Annotated in this window: 14 protein-coding genes and 1 pseudogene; 4 read left to right on the top strand and 11 right to left on the bottom strand. The window is 69.0% G+C overall.

The annotated features are described in order from the left end of the window. Positions 1-6: 6 nt before the first annotated feature. The 8 genes and pseudogenes from tolR to FU658_RS07700 all read right to left on the bottom strand — a co-directional run bounded on the left by tolR (position 7) and on the right by FU658_RS07700 (position 5,339). Positions 7-444 (bottom strand): protein TolR, encoded by a 438-nt coding sequence (gene tolR / locus FU658_RS07735; protein WP_147891549.1) that lies wholly within the window; start codon positions 442-444, stop codon positions 7-9. A 13-nt stretch (positions 445-457) separates the two neighbouring features. Next, on the bottom strand, positions 458-1,213 hold the full coding sequence (gene tolQ, locus FU658_RS07730) for a protein TolQ (protein WP_147891548.1): 756 nt from the start codon (positions 1,211-1,213) through the stop codon (positions 458-460). 8 nt (positions 1,214-1,221) lie between these two features. Then, the gene (ybgC, locus tag FU658_RS07725; protein WP_147891547.1) at positions 1,222-1,650 is read right to left on the bottom strand and encodes a tol-pal system-associated acyl-CoA thioesterase; all 429 of its coding nucleotides are present in this window, start codon (positions 1,648-1,650) and stop codon (positions 1,222-1,224) included. 7 nt (positions 1,651-1,657) lie between these two features. Beyond that, positions 1,658-2,683, bottom strand: a complete 1,026-nt coding sequence (gene ruvB, locus FU658_RS07720; protein ID WP_147891546.1) for a Holliday junction branch migration DNA helicase RuvB — start codon at positions 2,681-2,683, stop codon at positions 1,658-1,660. A 9-nt stretch (positions 2,684-2,692) separates the two neighbouring features. Beyond that, positions 2,693-3,298 (bottom strand): Holliday junction branch migration protein RuvA, encoded by a 606-nt coding sequence (ruvA, locus tag FU658_RS07715; protein ID WP_147891545.1) that lies wholly within the window; start codon positions 3,296-3,298, stop codon positions 2,693-2,695. A gap of 57 nt (positions 3,299-3,355) precedes the next feature. Continuing rightward, positions 3,356-3,903 (bottom strand): annotated as a pseudogene (ruvC, locus tag FU658_RS07710) (crossover junction endodeoxyribonuclease RuvC). 6 nt (positions 3,904-3,909) lie between these two features. Further along, entirely contained in the window at positions 3,910-4,650 is a 741-nt protein-coding gene (locus FU658_RS07705) for a YebC/PmpR family DNA-binding transcriptional regulator (RefSeq protein WP_147891544.1), read from the bottom strand. A 35-nt stretch (positions 4,651-4,685) separates the two neighbouring features. Then, a complete protein-coding gene (locus FU658_RS07700) occupies positions 4,686-5,339 on the bottom strand; it encodes an esterase/lipase family protein (protein ID WP_147891543.1) in 654 nt (217 codons plus the stop codon). 153 nt (positions 5,340-5,492) lie between these two features. Between FU658_RS07700 and FU658_RS07695 the strand changes: the two genes are divergently transcribed. Then, on the top strand, positions 5,493-7,895 hold the full coding sequence (locus FU658_RS07695) for a Tex family protein (RefSeq protein ID WP_147891542.1): 2,403 nt from the start codon (positions 5,493-5,495) through the stop codon (positions 7,893-7,895). Between the two features lie 61 nt (positions 7,896-7,956). Here FU658_RS07695 and FU658_RS07690 read toward each other — a convergent pair whose 3' ends face one another. Continuing rightward, positions 7,957-8,457, bottom strand: a complete 501-nt coding sequence (locus FU658_RS07690; RefSeq protein WP_147891541.1) for a pyridoxamine 5'-phosphate oxidase family protein — start codon at positions 8,455-8,457, stop codon at positions 7,957-7,959. A 184-nt stretch (positions 8,458-8,641) separates the two neighbouring features. On the opposite strand from FU658_RS07690, the gene FU658_RS07685 reads away from it, so the two are divergent. Genes FU658_RS07685 through alkB form a run of 3 tightly spaced genes read left to right on the top strand, consistent with a single transcriptional unit; the run spans position 8,642 to position 10,554 of the window. Further along, positions 8,642-9,250 carry an SRPBCC family protein gene (locus tag FU658_RS07685; protein ID WP_147891540.1) on the top strand — a complete coding sequence of 203 codons (609 nt, stop codon included), beginning with the start codon at positions 8,642-8,644 and terminating at the stop codon, positions 9,248-9,250. Positions 9,251-9,259: 9 nt separating this feature from the next. Continuing rightward, positions 9,260-9,907 (top strand): DNA-3-methyladenine glycosylase family protein, encoded by a 648-nt coding sequence (locus tag FU658_RS07680; protein WP_147891539.1) that lies wholly within the window; start codon positions 9,260-9,262, stop codon positions 9,905-9,907. Further along, the gene (alkB, locus tag FU658_RS07675; protein WP_147891538.1) at positions 9,904-10,554 is read left to right on the top strand and encodes a DNA oxidative demethylase AlkB; all 651 of its coding nucleotides are present in this window, start codon (positions 9,904-9,906) and stop codon (positions 10,552-10,554) included. The genes FU658_RS07680 and alkB overlap by 4 nt, the downstream gene beginning before the upstream one ends. Positions 10,555-10,570: 16 nt before the next feature. Here the strand turns inward: alkB and FU658_RS07670 are convergent, their stop codons facing one another. Continuing rightward, complete coding sequence (locus tag FU658_RS07670; RefSeq protein WP_147891537.1) at positions 10,571-11,299, bottom strand: hypothetical protein; 729 nt, start codon at positions 11,297-11,299, stop codon at positions 10,571-10,573. Between the two features lie 41 nt (positions 11,300-11,340). After that, complete coding sequence (gene tssH, locus FU658_RS07665; RefSeq protein ID WP_147891536.1) at positions 11,341-14,049, bottom strand: type VI secretion system ATPase TssH; 2,709 nt, start codon at positions 14,047-14,049, stop codon at positions 11,341-11,343. Positions 14,050-14,065: the final 16 nt, after the last annotated feature.

The following is a 14,065-nucleotide window of genomic DNA, read 5'->3' as shown; positions in this document are numbered from 1 at the left end:
TCGCGATCAGTTCCCGGAATCCGTGGCGGGCGCGCTCATCAGGCCGACCCGGGGTACGCCGGCGTTCTGCAGCAAAACCATGCCCTGGTAGATCGTGCCGTAGTCGACGCGGCGGTCGCCGGCGATCAGGACCGCGGTCTGGGGGTTGTTGCGCACGAACGCGCCGACACGCGCCACCAGTGCTTCGGCGGCCAGCTCCTCGGGGTCGGCACCCTGCAGCGTCAGGTAGTAGCGGCCGTCCATCGTCACCTCGACGATGACCGGGTCCGCCTGCTGCTCGATGGGCTGGGCGCTCGACTGCGGCAGCTCGATGTCCACGCCGAGATTGAGCAAGGGCGCGGTGACCATGAAGATGATCAGCAGCACGAGCATCACGTCGATATACGGCACGACGTTGATCTCGTTCTTGAGCTTGAGCTTGCGGCGGGAGCGGGTCATGCTCATTTCAAAGCCTCGATCAGTCGTCCAGGTGGGCCTGGCGCTGCAGGATCGAGGAGAACTCCTCGGCGAAGGCCTCGTAGCGCGTGTTCACGCGCTCGACCTTGGTGGCGTAGCGGTTGTAGGCCCAGACCGCCGGGATCGCCGCGAACAGGCCCATGGCCGTCGCGATCAGCGCCTCGGTGATGCCCGGTGCCACGGTGGCGATCGTCGCCTCCTTCATGTTGGCCAGGCCCTGGAAGGAAATCATGATGCCCCACACGGTGCCGAACAGGCCGACGTAGGGGCTGACCGAGCCGACGCTGGCGAGATACTCCAGGTTGGAATCGAGCACGTCGACCTCGCGCGAGGCCTGGGCGCGCATGCCGCGCTGGGCGCCCTCGAGCTGGGTGCGGGTGTCGACGCCGCGCTTGTTGCGCAGGCGGGCGAACTCGCTGAAGCCGGCTTCGAAGATCGCCTCCATGCCGAACACTTCGCGGTTGCGGTCGCTGGCGTTCTTGTACAGCTGCGCCAGATCGATGCCGGACCAGAAGCGTTCCTCGAACGTGTCGGCCTCGTTGGCCGCGCGGTCGAGCACCTTCTTCTTGCGGAAGATGATGACCCAGGACGACACCGAGCCGAAGATCAGCAGCAGCATGACGATCTTCACCGGGATACTGGCGTGCAGTATCAGTCCGATCACGTCCAGGTCGGTGCTGGGCAGGGCGGGCGCCGCCACCGGCAGCTCGGGGGCGGCCACGGCCGCGGCTGCGGCGAACATCAGCAGATCCATCATGGGTGTAATTACTCCGGCACCTTGAACTTCGTGAGCAGCTCGGGCGTGAGCGCACACGGCTTGAATTCGCTGGCGGTCAACGAGACCGCCTTGACCCGCGCAGCGATGAGCACCTCTTCGCCGCGTCGGATCACCTGTTGGAACATCATGCTGGCGTGTCGGGCCGTTTCGACCTTCACGCCGACCTCGAGTTCATCGTCCAGGCGCGCCGGCTTGAGGAAATCCAGCTCCATCCAGCGCACCGCGAACACCCGGTCCTCCACGTCGCGCAGGGTTTCCTGCCCGATGCCGAGCGAGCGCAGCCACTCCGTGCGGGCCCGCTCCAGGAACCGCACGTAGGCCGCGTGGTAGACCACCCCGCCGGCGTCGGTATCTTCCCAGTAAACCCGCACCTTGATGGTGAACGGACATATAACGTCTCGGGTCCGGATCGCCATGGCGGGCTCAGCCCTCCTTGAAAAGGTCTTCGCCGGGCACCTTCGGCTTCAGGCCGAGGTGGCGCCAGGCCTTGGGCGTGACCATGCGGCCGCGTGCGGTGCGCACCAGGAAGCCCTGCTGGATCAGGTAGGGCTCGAGCACGTCCTCGATCGTGCCGCGGTCCTCGGAAATGGCCGCCGCAAGCGACTCCACGCCCACCGGGCCGCCGTCGAAGTTGTCGATCATCGTCTTGAGCAGGCGTCGGTCGAGCTCGTCGAAGCCCTCGGCGTCGACCTTGACCATCAGCATCGCCAGGTTCGCCACCTCCAGCGTGATCACCCCGTCGGCCTTGACCTGGGCGAAGTCGCGGGCACGGCGCAGCAGGCGGTTGGCGATGCGCGGCGTGCCGCGCGAGCGCTTGGCGATCTCGGCCGCGCCCTCCGCGTCGCAGGCGATGCCCAGGATCTTCGCCGAGCGGCGCACGATCTGGGTGAGTTCGGCCGGGGAATAGAACTCCAGCCGCTGGACGATGCCGAAGCGGTCGCGCAGCGGACTGGTCAGCAGGCCGGCGCGGGTGGTGGCGCCGATCAGCGTGAACGGCGGCAGGTCGAGCTTGATCGAGCGCGCGGCCGGGCCCTCGCCGATCATGATGTCGATCTGGTAGTCCTCCATCGCCGGGTAGAGGATCTCCTCGACGACCGGCGAAAGGCGGTGGATCTCGTCGACGAACAGCACGTCGTGCGGCTGCAGGTTGGTCAGCAGCGCGGCCAGGTCGCCGGCGCGCTCGATGACCGGGCCCGAGGTCTGGCGCAGGTTCACGCCCAGCTCGTTGGCGATCACGTGGCTCAGCGTGGTCTTGCCCAGGCCCGGCGGTCCGAAGATCAGCACATGGTCCATCGCCTCGCCACGGCGCTTGGCGGCCTCGATGTAGATCTTCATCTGCTCGCGCACCGGGTGCTGGCCGAGGTATTCGTCCAGCACGCGCGGGCGGATCGAGGCCTCCAGCTGGGCCTCGTCGAGCTCGGTTTCCGGGGACACGATGCGCTCGTTCATCAGGCCACCTTAGCGCTTGAGCGCCGACTGCAGGGCCTTGCGGATGATCGCCTCGGACGTGTCGCCGTCGGTTTTCACCTTCTCGGCCATGCGCGCGGCCTCGGCGGGCTTGTAGCCCAGCGACTGCAGCGCCACCACCGCCTCGGTCAACGGGTCGGCGGGCACCGCCCCGCCGCCGCTGCGCCCGGCCAGCACCGCGTCCATGCCCGCGCCCAGGTCGGCGCGGTCGCGCAGTTCCACGATCATGCGCTCGGCGGTCTTCTTGCCGATGCCCGGGATCTTGGTCAGCGCGGTCACGTCGCCGCCCTGCACCAGGCGCGCGAACTCGTCCACGCTGGTCCCCGACAGCACCGCCAGCGCGATTTTCGCGCCGATGCCGCTGACCTTCTGCACGTCGCGGAACAGCCGCCGCTCGGCCTCCTTGAGGAAGCCGTACAGCGACACGGAGTCTTCCTTCTGCGCGTAGTGGGTGAACAGGCTGACCTCGCGGCCGGTCTCGGGCAGGTCGTAGAAGGTGCTCATCGGCGCCTCGAGTTCGTAGCCCACGCCGTTGACGTCCACCACCAGCCAGGGCGGCGCCTTGTGCACCAGGGTTCCGCGCAGTCGTCCGATCATCGTTGAACCTGTCCTCGTGTGAGTTGCCGCGGGCCGGGGCCCGCCGCGTGCGTCGCGCTAGCGTCGGCCACGGCCACGCCGGCGCAGCATGTCCGACCCCACCACGCCGGCCCGGTCGGCCAGCGTGCGGGTGTGTGCGTGGGTGATCGCCACCGCCAGTGCGTCGGCGGCATCGGCCTGGATCTTCGGGCCGATGCCCAGCAGCACGCCGATCATGTGCTGCACCTGGGCCTTGTCGGCAGCGCCCCGGCCGACCACCGCATTCTTGATCTGCATCGGCGAGTACTCGTGCACCGCCACCTCGCGCGACATCACCGCGCAGATCGCCGCGCCCCGCGCCTGGCCGAGCTTGAGCGCCGAATCCGGGTTCTTGGCCAGGAACACGCGCTCGATCGCCATCTCGTCGGGCCGCCAGGTCTCGATCAGGCCGCACAGCCCGTCGAAGATGCGCTTGAGCCTGTCGGCGAATCCATCCTCGCCATTCACTCCCACCCCCACCGCCAGCGCCTCGTGGTGCACGTGAACGCAGTGGCCGGTGCGTCGGCATCGACGATGCCCACGCCGGTACGGACCGAGCCGGGGTCGATGCCGAGGATGCGGGTCATGCCGCCCTACTCATACGCGTCCGGTGGCAGGTCGGCGTTGTGGTAGACGTCCTGCACGTCGTCCAGGTCCTCCAGGCGCTCCAGCATCTTCACCACGTCCTTGGCGGCGTCGCCCTCGACGGCCACGTCGATATCGGCGCGCATCGTCACCTCCGACTCGTCGGGCACGTGGCCGGCGTCGACCATGCCCTGCCTGACGGCCTCGAAGTTCTCCGGCGCGCAGACCACCTCGATGGACCCATCGGCCTCGTGCACGCGCACGTCGTCGGCGCCGGCCTCGATCGCGGCCTCGGTGATGGCGTCCTCGTCGGCGCCCGGCGCGTAGCTGAGCACGCCGATCTTGTTGAACATGAAGGCCACCGAGCCGTCGGTGCCGAGGTTGCCGCCGTGCTTGGAGAAGCCGTGGCGCACGTCGGCGACGGTGCGGTTGCGGTTGTCGGTCATCGTTTCGACGATCACCGCCACGCCGCCCGGCGCGTAGCCCTCGAAGCGGATCTCCTCGTAGTTCACGCCCTCGAGCTCACCGGTCGCCTTCTTGATGGCGCGCTCGATGTTCTCCTTGTTCATGTTGGCGCCCAGTGCCTTGTCCACCGCCAGGCGCAGGCGCGGGTTGGCTGCCGGGTCGCCGCCACCGGTGCGGGCAGCGACAGTGATCTCGCGGATCACCTTGGTGAAGATCTTGCCGCGCTTGCGGTCCTGCGCGTTCTTGCGGTGCTGGATGTTGGCCCACTTGGAATGACCGGCCATGGAGTTCCCGAAACGAGTGGAGGGCAAGCCCGTGATTATAGGGCCCCGGCAGCCTCCGCGCCGGTGGCGCAGCCCCTGAAATGGCCCTCGCGCAGGAAGGCCACGGTGAGCCGGGCCGCGTGCCGGGACAGGATCAGCCCGGTGTGGCTGGCGTGCACGGTGCAATGGTCGGCCAGCCCGGGGACCCGGGTTTCGTCCACCGCCACGGTGCCATCGCTGGGCCCTTGCATGCGACCGAAGAACCGGCCCAGACCCAGGGCCCGGGTGCCGGCGATCGAGCCGACCTCCACCCGTCCCTCCACCGAGCCGATGCCCTCGGCCAGCGAGCGACGGCTGCGGCCCATCATGCGAGGCGCGAGCGGGAAGCGGCCCAGTCCACGGGCCGCGGCGCTGCCGGCCAGCGGCGAACCCAGGCACACCACCCGCCCCACGCAGTGTTCCGCAGACATCGACAGCGCGCGCAACGCCACCAGCCCGCCCAGGCTGTGGCCGACCAGGTGGGTGGGGCCATCGCAGCGCGACAGGATGTCCATGACTTCCTGCGCCGCGCGCTCCGGTCCATGCAGCACGCTGGCATAGTCGATCGCCTGCGGCGCATAGCCCGCAGCCCGCAGCCGCCGGCCCAGCGGGCCCAGCGTAAGCCCGCGCAGCCACAGGCCATGGATGAGGAGGACGCGTTCGACTGGCATGCCCTCTTGATAAGCGAGCGCTGCACGCAGGGCAAGCACGCCGGCCTGCACGTTGGCCTGCCCGGCTTCGGCCAGGGGGGCCGCCCGGTTTGGTCCGGCCGTCGCTATGGGGTGATACTTCCGCCCCCCTTGCCCCACGGAGTTCCCCCAGGAATGAGCCCCACCGAACAGCGCATCCTCCAGCAGATCGCCGACATCATCGGCGCCAAGCCGGCCCAGGTCGTGGCCGCGGTCGAGCTGCTCGATGCCGGTGCGACGGTGCCGTTCGTGGCGCGCTACCGCAAGGAAGTCACCGGGGGACTGGACGACATCCAGCTGCGTGCGCTGGAGGAGCGGCTGGGCTACCTGCGCGAACTGGAGGACCGGCGCGCGGCGATCCTCGCCAGCATCGAGGAGCAGGGCAAGCTCGGCGACGAACTGCGTCGCGATATCGAGGCGGCCGACACCAAGGCGCGGCTGGAGGACCTCTACCTGCCCTACAAGCCCAAGCGCCGCACCAAGGCCCAGATCGCCCGTGAGGCGGGGCTGGCCCCGCTGGCCGATGCGCTGCGCGCCGACCCGTCGCGTACACCCGAAGAGCAGGCGGCGGCCTATGTCGACGCCGACCAGGGCGTCGCCGATGCCAAGGCGGCGCTGGACGGGGCGCGCGCCATCGTCATCGAGGAGATCGCCGAGGACGCCTCGCTGGTCGGCGAGCTGCGCGAATGGCTGTGGACGCGTGGCGAACTGCATGCCCGGGTCGTGGAGGGCAAGGAATCCGAGGGCGCGAAGTACAGCGATTACTTCGACCACGCCGAGTCGGTGGCGAAAATTCCCTCGCATCGCCTGCTGGCGCTGCTGCGCGCGCGCAACGAGGGCATCGTCGCGATCGATCTCGTGCCGATGGGCCGCACCGAAGCCGGTGGCGAGGATGCCCGCAAGGAGGCGGTGAAGGCCGGCCACGCCGAGGCGATCGGGCGCATCGCCGCACACCAGCGCATCCACGAACAGGGCCGTCCCGGCGATGCCTGGCTGCGCGACACGTTGCGCCACGCCTGGATGTACAAGCTGCACCTGGGACTGGGGCTGGACCTGATGCTGCGCGCGCGCGAAGCCGCCGAGGAAGAGGCGATCCGCGTTTTCGGCGACAACCTCAAGGACCTGATGATGGCCGCGCCGGCCGGCCCCAAGGCCGTGCTGGGCCTGGACCCGGGCCTGCGGACCGGGGTCAAGGTGGCCGTGGTCGATGCGACCGGAAAGCTGGTCGACACCGCGACGATCTACCCGCATGCGCCGAAGAACCAGTGGGACGCATCACTCGCCCAGCTGGCGAAACTGGCCGCCGCGCACGACGTGCGGCTGGTCGCGATCGGCAACGGCACCGCCTCGCGCGAGACCGACCGGCTGGCCGGCGACCTGATCAAGCGGCACCCGGAGCTCAAGCTGCAGAAGCTGGTGGTCAGCGAAGCCGGGGCATCGGTCTATTCCGCCTCTGAACTGGCATCGAAGGAGTTTCCCGACATCGACGTGAGCCTGCGGGGTGCCGTGTCGATCGCGCGGCGCCTGCAGGACCCGCTGGCGGAGCTGGTGAAGATCGAGCCCAAGGCGATCGGCGTCGGCCAATACCAGCACGACGTCAACCAGAGCCGCCTGGCGAAGGCGCTGGAGGCGCGCGTGGAGGACTGCGTCAACGCCGTCGGCGTCGAGGTGAACACGGCCTCGGCCCCGCTGCTGGCCCGCGTGGCCGGCCTGAATCCGACCGTGGCCGAGAACATCGTCGCGCACCGCGACGCCAATGGCGCGTTCCGTTCGCGACGCGAGCTGCTGAAGGTGCCGCGGCTGGGCGAGAAGACCTTCGAGCAGTGCGCGGGCTTCCTGCGCATCGCCAACGGCAGCGACCCGCTCGACGCCTCTTCGGTGCACCCGGAGGCGTATCCGGTGGTCAAGCGCATCCTCGAGCACTGCGGCCGCGAGGTGCGCCAGGTCATCGGCGACAGTGGCTTCCTGCGTGGTCTCCGGCCCGAACAGTTCACCGACGAGCGCTTCGGCGTGCCGACCGTGCGCGACATCCTGGCCGAACTGGAAAAACCCGGCCGCGACCCGCGCCCCGAGTTCAGGACCGCCACGTTCGCCGAGGGCGTGGAGGACATCCGCGACCTCAAGCCGGGCATGGTGCTGGAGGGCGTGGTCAGCAATGTCGCCGCATTCGGTGCCTTCATCGACCTGGGTGTCCACCAGGACGGCCTGGTGCACGTTTCGGCGCTGTCGAACCGTTTCGTCAAGGACCCCCGCGAGGTCGTCAAGGCCGGCGACATCGTCAAGGTCAAGGTGATGGAGGTCGACCTGCCGCGCAAGCGCATCGGCCTGTCGATGCGCCTGGACGACACACCCGGCGAGGCGCGCGAACCACGGGCACGCGAGGGCGGCGGACCTCGCAGGCCGGGCGGAACACCCACCGGCGGTCGCGACCCCGGCGCCCGGCGCGGCGGCGGCGGGAGCACCGGCGGGACGAAGCCTGGCGCGACGCCCGGCTCGAACGCGCTGGCCGACGCGTTCGCGCGGGCCAAGCGCAACTGATCAGCGATGCAGGCGCACCCGGCGGCCGGAGCACACGCGGCCGCCGCGGGCTTGCTGCGGATCAGACGTTGAGCTTTCCGTGCTCGCCCATCGCTTCGGGACCCTCACCCGACAGGGCGCGGCCAAAATCGATCGCCCGGGCGATGAAATTGCCGGAAGCCTCCCAGTACTCGGCGCCATGGGTGTCCACCCGCAGCACCGCGAGATCGGGATCGTCCTTGCCCTTCGGGAAGAACGCCTTGTGCACCGGCTTCCAAAGCTCTTCGATCAGCGCCCGGTCGCGGACGACCGTGGCGTGGCCGGTCACCGACACGTAGGTCTGGCTGGAAGGATTCGCGTAGGCCACGTTGACCTTGGACTTCGCCTTGAGGTCGTGCACCTTGCCGCTGCCGGCGTCGGTGAAGAACAGCAGGTTGCCGGCGGGATCGACCTTCAAGGTCTGGAGGGGCCGACTGACCAGCGTGCCATCGGGCCCGACGGTGGTCAGCATGGCCACCTCGATGTCGTCGATCAGCTCACCCAGCTTGCGGGTGTCGTCGTTGGTGCTGGCTGCGTTCTTCATGCGCACGCTCCGTGTGGGAATGAAGCTGCAGGCTCCCATCCGGCCGTGTAAGTCCGGGTGAATCCAACCGGCGACGGTCAGGCGGGATTTAGTATCGCGACGCGGGAACGCGCATGCTGCGTGCGCCAATGGCCGCTTTGGGCTATACCGTGGCGCATCGATACAACCCCATGGGGAGGGGATCATGTTCAAGAACATCGTTTTTGCCATCGCCATCGTGCTCGCGCTGGCGATCACCGTGGTGCTGGTGCTGGCCACGACCAAGCCCGATGAGTTCCGCGTCGAACGCAGCGCCACGCTGAATGCGCCCGCGGAGGCGGTGTTCGGCCTGGTCAACGACTTGAGTCGCTGGCCGGAGTGGTCGCCCTGGGAGGACCTCGACCCGGAAATGACGCGTGAATTCAGCGGCGCCCCCCACGGGGTCGGCGCGGTCTATTCCTGGGACGGCAACAACGAGGCCGGCGCCGGTCGCATGGAGATCCTCGAGTCGCGCAGCCCGGAGCATGTCCGCATCCAGCTCGACTTCGAGCGGCCGATGAGTTCCAGCAGCACCACCGTGTTCGACTTCGAGCCGCGCGGCCGGCAGACCCGGGTGACCTGGTCGATGCAGGGCGCGAACCCGTTTCCCTTCAAGGTGATGCAGGTCTTCGCAGACATGGACACGATGGTCGGTCGCGACTTCGAGCGCGGTCTGGCACAGCTTGAAGCCGCCGCAGCCCGGGAGCCGCTGGCCGAGCCCGTGCAGGATCCCGCCCTGGAATCCGTGGACGACGCCTTCGAATCCGGTGAGTAGGCGGTGGTGATGACGGCGTCGGACCTGCGCCGGGCCGAAGCCCACCTGGCGGCCGTCGATGACGACTGGGCCGGCCTGGTCCGACAGGTCGGCCCCTGCGACCTCGTCGTAGTGCGTGGCCGTGAGCCATACGAGGCCCTGGTGCGTTCGGTGGCCTACCAGCAACTGCACACGCGGGCAGGCGACACGATACTGGGCCGGATGCTGCAGCTTTACCCCGAAGCCCGCTTCCCGACACCCGAGGCCCTGTTGGCCACCGACGTCGCCACCTTGCGTGCCTGCGGCTATTCGGCACGCAAGGTCGAGACGATGCACGGCATCGCGGCGGCGGCGATCGATGGGGTCGTGCCGACCCGCCGCCAGGCCGCGCGCATGCACAGCGAGCGCCTGATCGAACGCCTGGTGACGCTGCGCGGCGTTGGCCGCTGGACGGTCGAAATGTGCCTGATCTTCACGCTGGGCCGCCCCGACGTGCTGCCCCTGGACGACTTCGGCGTGCGTGACGGCTATCGGCGCCTGAAGGGACTACCGGCGCTGCCTGCGCCGAAGGAGCTCGCGTTGGCGGGTGAGTCGTGGGCGCCCTGGCGATCGGTGGCCGCCTGGTACCTGTGGCGTCTTCCACGCGGCACGGCCGACGTCGGGGAGGCTGGCGGTTGACCGGCGAGCTGTTCCCCGATGCACCGACCCCGGTCGGAGACGAGGTGCTGGCGCCCGGCGCGATGCTGCTGCGCGGATACGCCGTGGGTCGTGCCGAGGCCCTGGTCGCTGCGGTGGAGGAAGTGCAATCCCGGGTGCCGTTCGTGCACCTGGTCACTCCCGGCGGCCACACCATGTCGGTGGCGATGACCAACTGCGGTCGGGTCGGTTGGGTCAGCGACCGGCGCGGCTACCGCTACGCCGCGACCCGGCCCGGGACCGACCAGCCCTGGCCGGACATGCCGGATGTGCTTCGCGAACTCGCCGAAGAAGCGGCGCGCCGCTCGGGTTTTCCGGATTTCGACCCGGATGCCTGCCTGATCAACCGCTACGAGCCCGGGGCACGCATGTCGCTGCACCAGGACCGTGACGAAAACGACAGGCAGGCGCCGATCGTCTCCGTGTCGCTCGGGCTTCCCGCCGTGTTCCAGTTCGGTGGTTTCCAGCGCAGCGACCGACCGGCACGCATCCCCCTGGCGCACGGGGACGTGGTGGTGTGGGGCGGTCCGTCGCGCATGCGCTTCCACGGGGTGCTGGCCGTGAAGCCGGGCGACCACCCCCTGCTGGGCAATTGCCGGATCAACCTGACGTTCCGGAAAGTCTTCTGAGTCCGCCACCGGGACCCTAGAGCGGATCGCCCTCGGGTCCGGCGTCGGCGGTCAGGCCATCGCAGGAGGGCATGTCCACCACCTGGCCGAACTCGTACTCCTCGAAGGTCTGGGCGGCCCACAGGTCGGCGTAGACCTTGCGCTCGGGGTGGGCGATCTCCAGGTAGCCGTGGGGCGAATTGAAGCAACGCCCGGTGCGCCGCACCACTTCGTCCTCGTCGAAGCGCCCGCTGGCAATCAGCATGTGCCGGTACAACTGCGTTTGGAGATGGGAAGGCACGTAGCCTTCGGTTTCCCAGAAATAGGCGGCGCTCTTGTGCAGGAAGATGCGCTGGGGTTGCAACAGATACTCGCGGGTCGGTCCGGTGAAGCGCCCTGCGAGATCGTGGAAGAGCTGCTCGGCGAAGTCGTAGCGGTCCTCGCTGTCCCGGTCGATGCGCTCGACGATCGCCAGCGCGTCTTCGGGCAGGTCATCTCGCAACGGCACCGAGTACAGCGCCACCAGCAGCAGGATGCCGACGCCGGCCCATGCCCCGTCGATCCAGCCGACCCGGCTGCGCAGGACGAGCGCCGCGACCGCCACGGCGAATGCCACGAGCGAGACACCGATCACCAGCAACGCCGCCGTGTCACGGTCGAACACGACGAAACCGACGAAGGCGGTCAGCAGCCAAAGCCCGGCCAGCAACGCGAATCCCGTCAGGATCCGCCGCGGGCGCAGCCACTGTCTCGCCTTCCATGCCATGCACTCAGGCTATCGCCTCGGGGCGGGGGCCGCCAGGACGCTCACTGAATCCGGTACTTGAACTCCCCCTTGCGGCCCGCGCTGACCCGGATACGTTCCAGGGTCTCGCCCTCGCTCATCCGGGCCAGCACGGCGTCGGCGATCTCGGGCAACAGGCTGCCGTTGAGCACGTGGTCGACATTGCGGGCCCCGGCATCGACCTCGTTGCAGCGTGCCAGCACCGCGTCGACCAGCCCGTTGTCGTATTCGAACCCCGCCCGATGGTTCACCGCCACGCGGTGCCGGATGCGATCAAGCTTGAGCCGGATGATGCGGCCCAGCACATCGTCGGTGATCGGGTAAAAGGGAATCGTCTTCATGCGGCCGAGGAAGGCAGGCTTGAAGGCCTTGAAGAGCTGGGGACGCAGGAGCTCCGCCAGCTCCTCCGGACCCGGCCGCTCCGCGTCGGGCAGGTTGAGGCAGGCGTTCATGATGACCGACGAACCGACGTTGCTGGTGAGGATGATCAGCGTATTGCGGAAGTCGATCTCGCGTCCCTCGGCGTCGTCGAGCACGCCCTTGTCGAAGACCTGGAAGAACAGTTCCAGCACGTCCGGGTGCGCCTTCTCGACCTCGTCGAGCAGCACGACGCTGTACGGGCTGCGGCGCACGGCCTCGGTCAGCACGCCGCCCTCGCCGTAACCGACGTAGCCCGGGGGCGAGCCCTTCAGCGCCGACACCGTGTGCGCCTCCTGGTACTCGCTCATGTTGATGGTGATGAGCTTGCGCTCACCGCCGTACAGCGTCTCCGCCAGGGCCAGCGCGGTTTCGGTCTTGCCGACGCCCGAGGGACCCACGAACAGGAAAACGCCCATGGGCTTGTCCGGGTCCTCGAGGCTGGCGCGCGCGGTGCGCACGCGCTGCGCGATCGCGTCGAGTGCATGCGACTGGCCGATCACGCGTTGCTCGAGCAGGGGCTTGAGGTTGCGCACCGTCTCGATCTCGTCCTTGAGCATCCGACCCAGCGGAATGCCGGTCCACGCCGCGATGACCTCCGCCACCGCGATCGCATCCACCTGGCAGGGCACCAGCGGCGCCTCGCCCTGCGAGCGGGCCAACTCCGCCAGGGCCGACTGCAACGGCGCCTTGTCCGGCCGTGCCGCACGCTTGCTGTCCGCCTTCCCTGCTTCGCCCGGCGCTTGGGCCGTGTCTGGCGCGGCCGCATGGCCGCTGGCCTCCTCCTCGAGCTGATTGCGCATGGCGCCGATGCGATCGACCAGTTCGCGTTCGAGCTGCCAGCGCGCGTCGAGCACCGCCAACTCACCTTCCAGCGCCTTGTGCTCCACGTCGAGTTCCGCCATCCGCTCGCCATGCCCGGTCCCGGAGCGGGCCTCGCGGGCCAGGGCAGCAGCCTCGACGGCATTGCGCTCGAGCTTGCGCCGCACGTCCTCGATGGCGGCCGGCATCGCGCTCTGACCCAGCGCCACGCGGGCGCAGGCGGTGTCGAGCACGCCAACCGCCTTGTCGGGAAGCTGGCGTCCGGTGATGTAGCGGTGCGACAGGCGCACCGCCTCGGTGATCGCCTCGTCGAGTATGCGCACGCCGAAGTGCCCCTCCATCAGCTGCGCCATGCCGCGCAGCATCGCAGCGGCGAGCGCCTCGCTGGGTTCCTCGACCTTCACCACCTGGAAGCGTCGTGCCAGGGCGGCGTCCTTTTCGAAGTACTTCTTGTACTCGCCCCAGGTGGTGGCGGCGATGGTGCGCAGTTCGCCGCGGGCCAGTGCCGGCTTGAGCAGGTTCGCGGCATCGCCCTGCCCTGCCGGCCCCCCGGCACCGATCAAGGTATGCGCCTCGTCGATGAACAGGATGATCGGGCGCGCGCTCCTGCCGACCTCGTCGATCACGTTGCGCAGCCGGTTCTCGAACTCGCCCTTCACGCTGGCCCCGGCCTGCAACAGGCCCATGTCCAGCGTCCGCAGTTCCACGCCCTGCAGCGGCGGGGGCACGTCGCCCGAGGCGATGCGCAGCGCCAGCCCCTCGACCACCGCAGTCTTTCCCACGCCGGCCTCACCGGTCAGGATCGGATTGTTCTGCCGGCGCCGCAGCAGGATGTCGATCAACCGGCGGATCTCCGCATCACGCCCGATGACCGGATCGATGCGACCCTCGGCGGCCTGCCGGGTGAGGTGGGTGGTGAACTGGTCCAGCGCCGGCGTGCCCGCGTTCGCCGCGGGTGCCGCGGGTGCCGCGACCCCGGGCAGTTCCCCTGGACCGCCGTTGCCCGACACCCCGAGCGCTTCCTCCGAACCCAGGGTAGCCTCGTCGAAACGATGCTTGAGCGCATCCACGCCGAGCTCGGCCAGGCGCGGGGAGGCGCGCAAGGCGAGCCGGCGCAGGTCGGGATCCCCCAGCAATGCCAGCAGCAGGTGGCCGCTGCGGATGCGCGAGGTGTGCGCGTCCAGCGACGCGATCAGCCAGGCGTGCTCGAACCACGTGGGCAGGTGGGTGGAAAACACCGGCGTGCGCGTGTTTCCCGTCTTCAGCCGACCCAACTCGGCTTCCAGGTCTGCCTTCAGCGCCCCGACGGAGACACCGCAGCGACCGGCGTAGACGCCGAAGTCCGATCCCGGCTGCTCCAGGAGGGCCAGCAGCACGTGTTCGATCTCGACGTCGAAGTGCGCCCGCGCCATGCACAGGCTGGCCGCGCGTTCGGCGGCTTGGCGGCAGTTGCGGTTGAGCTTGCCGATCAGGGTCTTGAGGTTGATGCTCATGGGGCGTCCTTTGCCG

Source organism: Alkalisalibacterium limincola (assembly GCF_008017755.1).
In the GTDB taxonomy this organism is placed as follows: Bacteria; Pseudomonadota; Gammaproteobacteria; order Xanthomonadales; family Xanthomonadaceae; genus Alkalisalibacterium; species Alkalisalibacterium limincola.
This window is presented reverse-complemented; position numbering and strand designations above follow the sequence as displayed.

Bases quoted from the DNA above. Each gene is read 5' to 3' on its own strand.
- FU658_RS07695 (WP_147891542.1), top strand. From the start codon at position 5,493: ATGAGCCCCACCGAACAGCGCATCCTCCAGCAGATCGCCGACATCATC.
- FU658_RS07670 (WP_147891537.1), bottom strand. From the start codon at position 11,299: ATGGCATGGAAGGCGAGACAGTGGCTGCGCCCGCGGCGGATCCTGACG.
- ybgC (WP_147891547.1), bottom strand. From the start codon at position 1,650: ATGGCGATCCGGACCCGAGACGTTATATGTCCGTTCACCATCAAGGTG.
- FU658_RS07705 (WP_147891544.1), bottom strand. From the start codon at position 4,650: ATGGCCGGTCATTCCAAGTGGGCCAACATCCAGCACCGCAAGAACGCG.
- tssH (WP_147891536.1), bottom strand. From the start codon at position 14,049: ATGAGCATCAACCTCAAGACCCTGATCGGCAAGCTCAACCGCAACTGC.
- FU658_RS07690 (WP_147891541.1), bottom strand. From the start codon at position 8,457: ATGAAGAACGCAGCCAGCACCAACGACGACACCCGCAAGCTGGGTGAG.
- ruvB (WP_147891546.1), bottom strand. From the start codon at position 2,683: ATGAACGAGCGCATCGTGTCCCCGGAAACCGAGCTCGACGAGGCCCAG.
- tolR (WP_147891549.1), bottom strand. From the start codon at position 444: ATGAGCATGACCCGCTCCCGCCGCAAGCTCAAGCTCAAGAACGAGATC.
- ruvA (WP_147891545.1), bottom strand. From the start codon at position 3,298: ATGATCGGACGACTGCGCGGAACCCTGGTGCACAAGGCGCCGCCCTGG.
- FU658_RS07685 (WP_147891540.1), top strand. From the start codon at position 8,642: ATGTTCAAGAACATCGTTTTTGCCATCGCCATCGTGCTCGCGCTGGCG.
- FU658_RS07700 (WP_147891543.1), bottom strand. From the start codon at position 5,339: ATGCCAGTCGAACGCGTCCTCCTCATCCATGGCCTGTGGCTGCGCGGG.
- FU658_RS07680 (WP_147891539.1), top strand. From the start codon at position 9,260: ATGACGGCGTCGGACCTGCGCCGGGCCGAAGCCCACCTGGCGGCCGTC.
- tolQ (WP_147891548.1), bottom strand. From the start codon at position 1,213: ATGATGGATCTGCTGATGTTCGCCGCAGCCGCGGCCGTGGCCGCCCCC.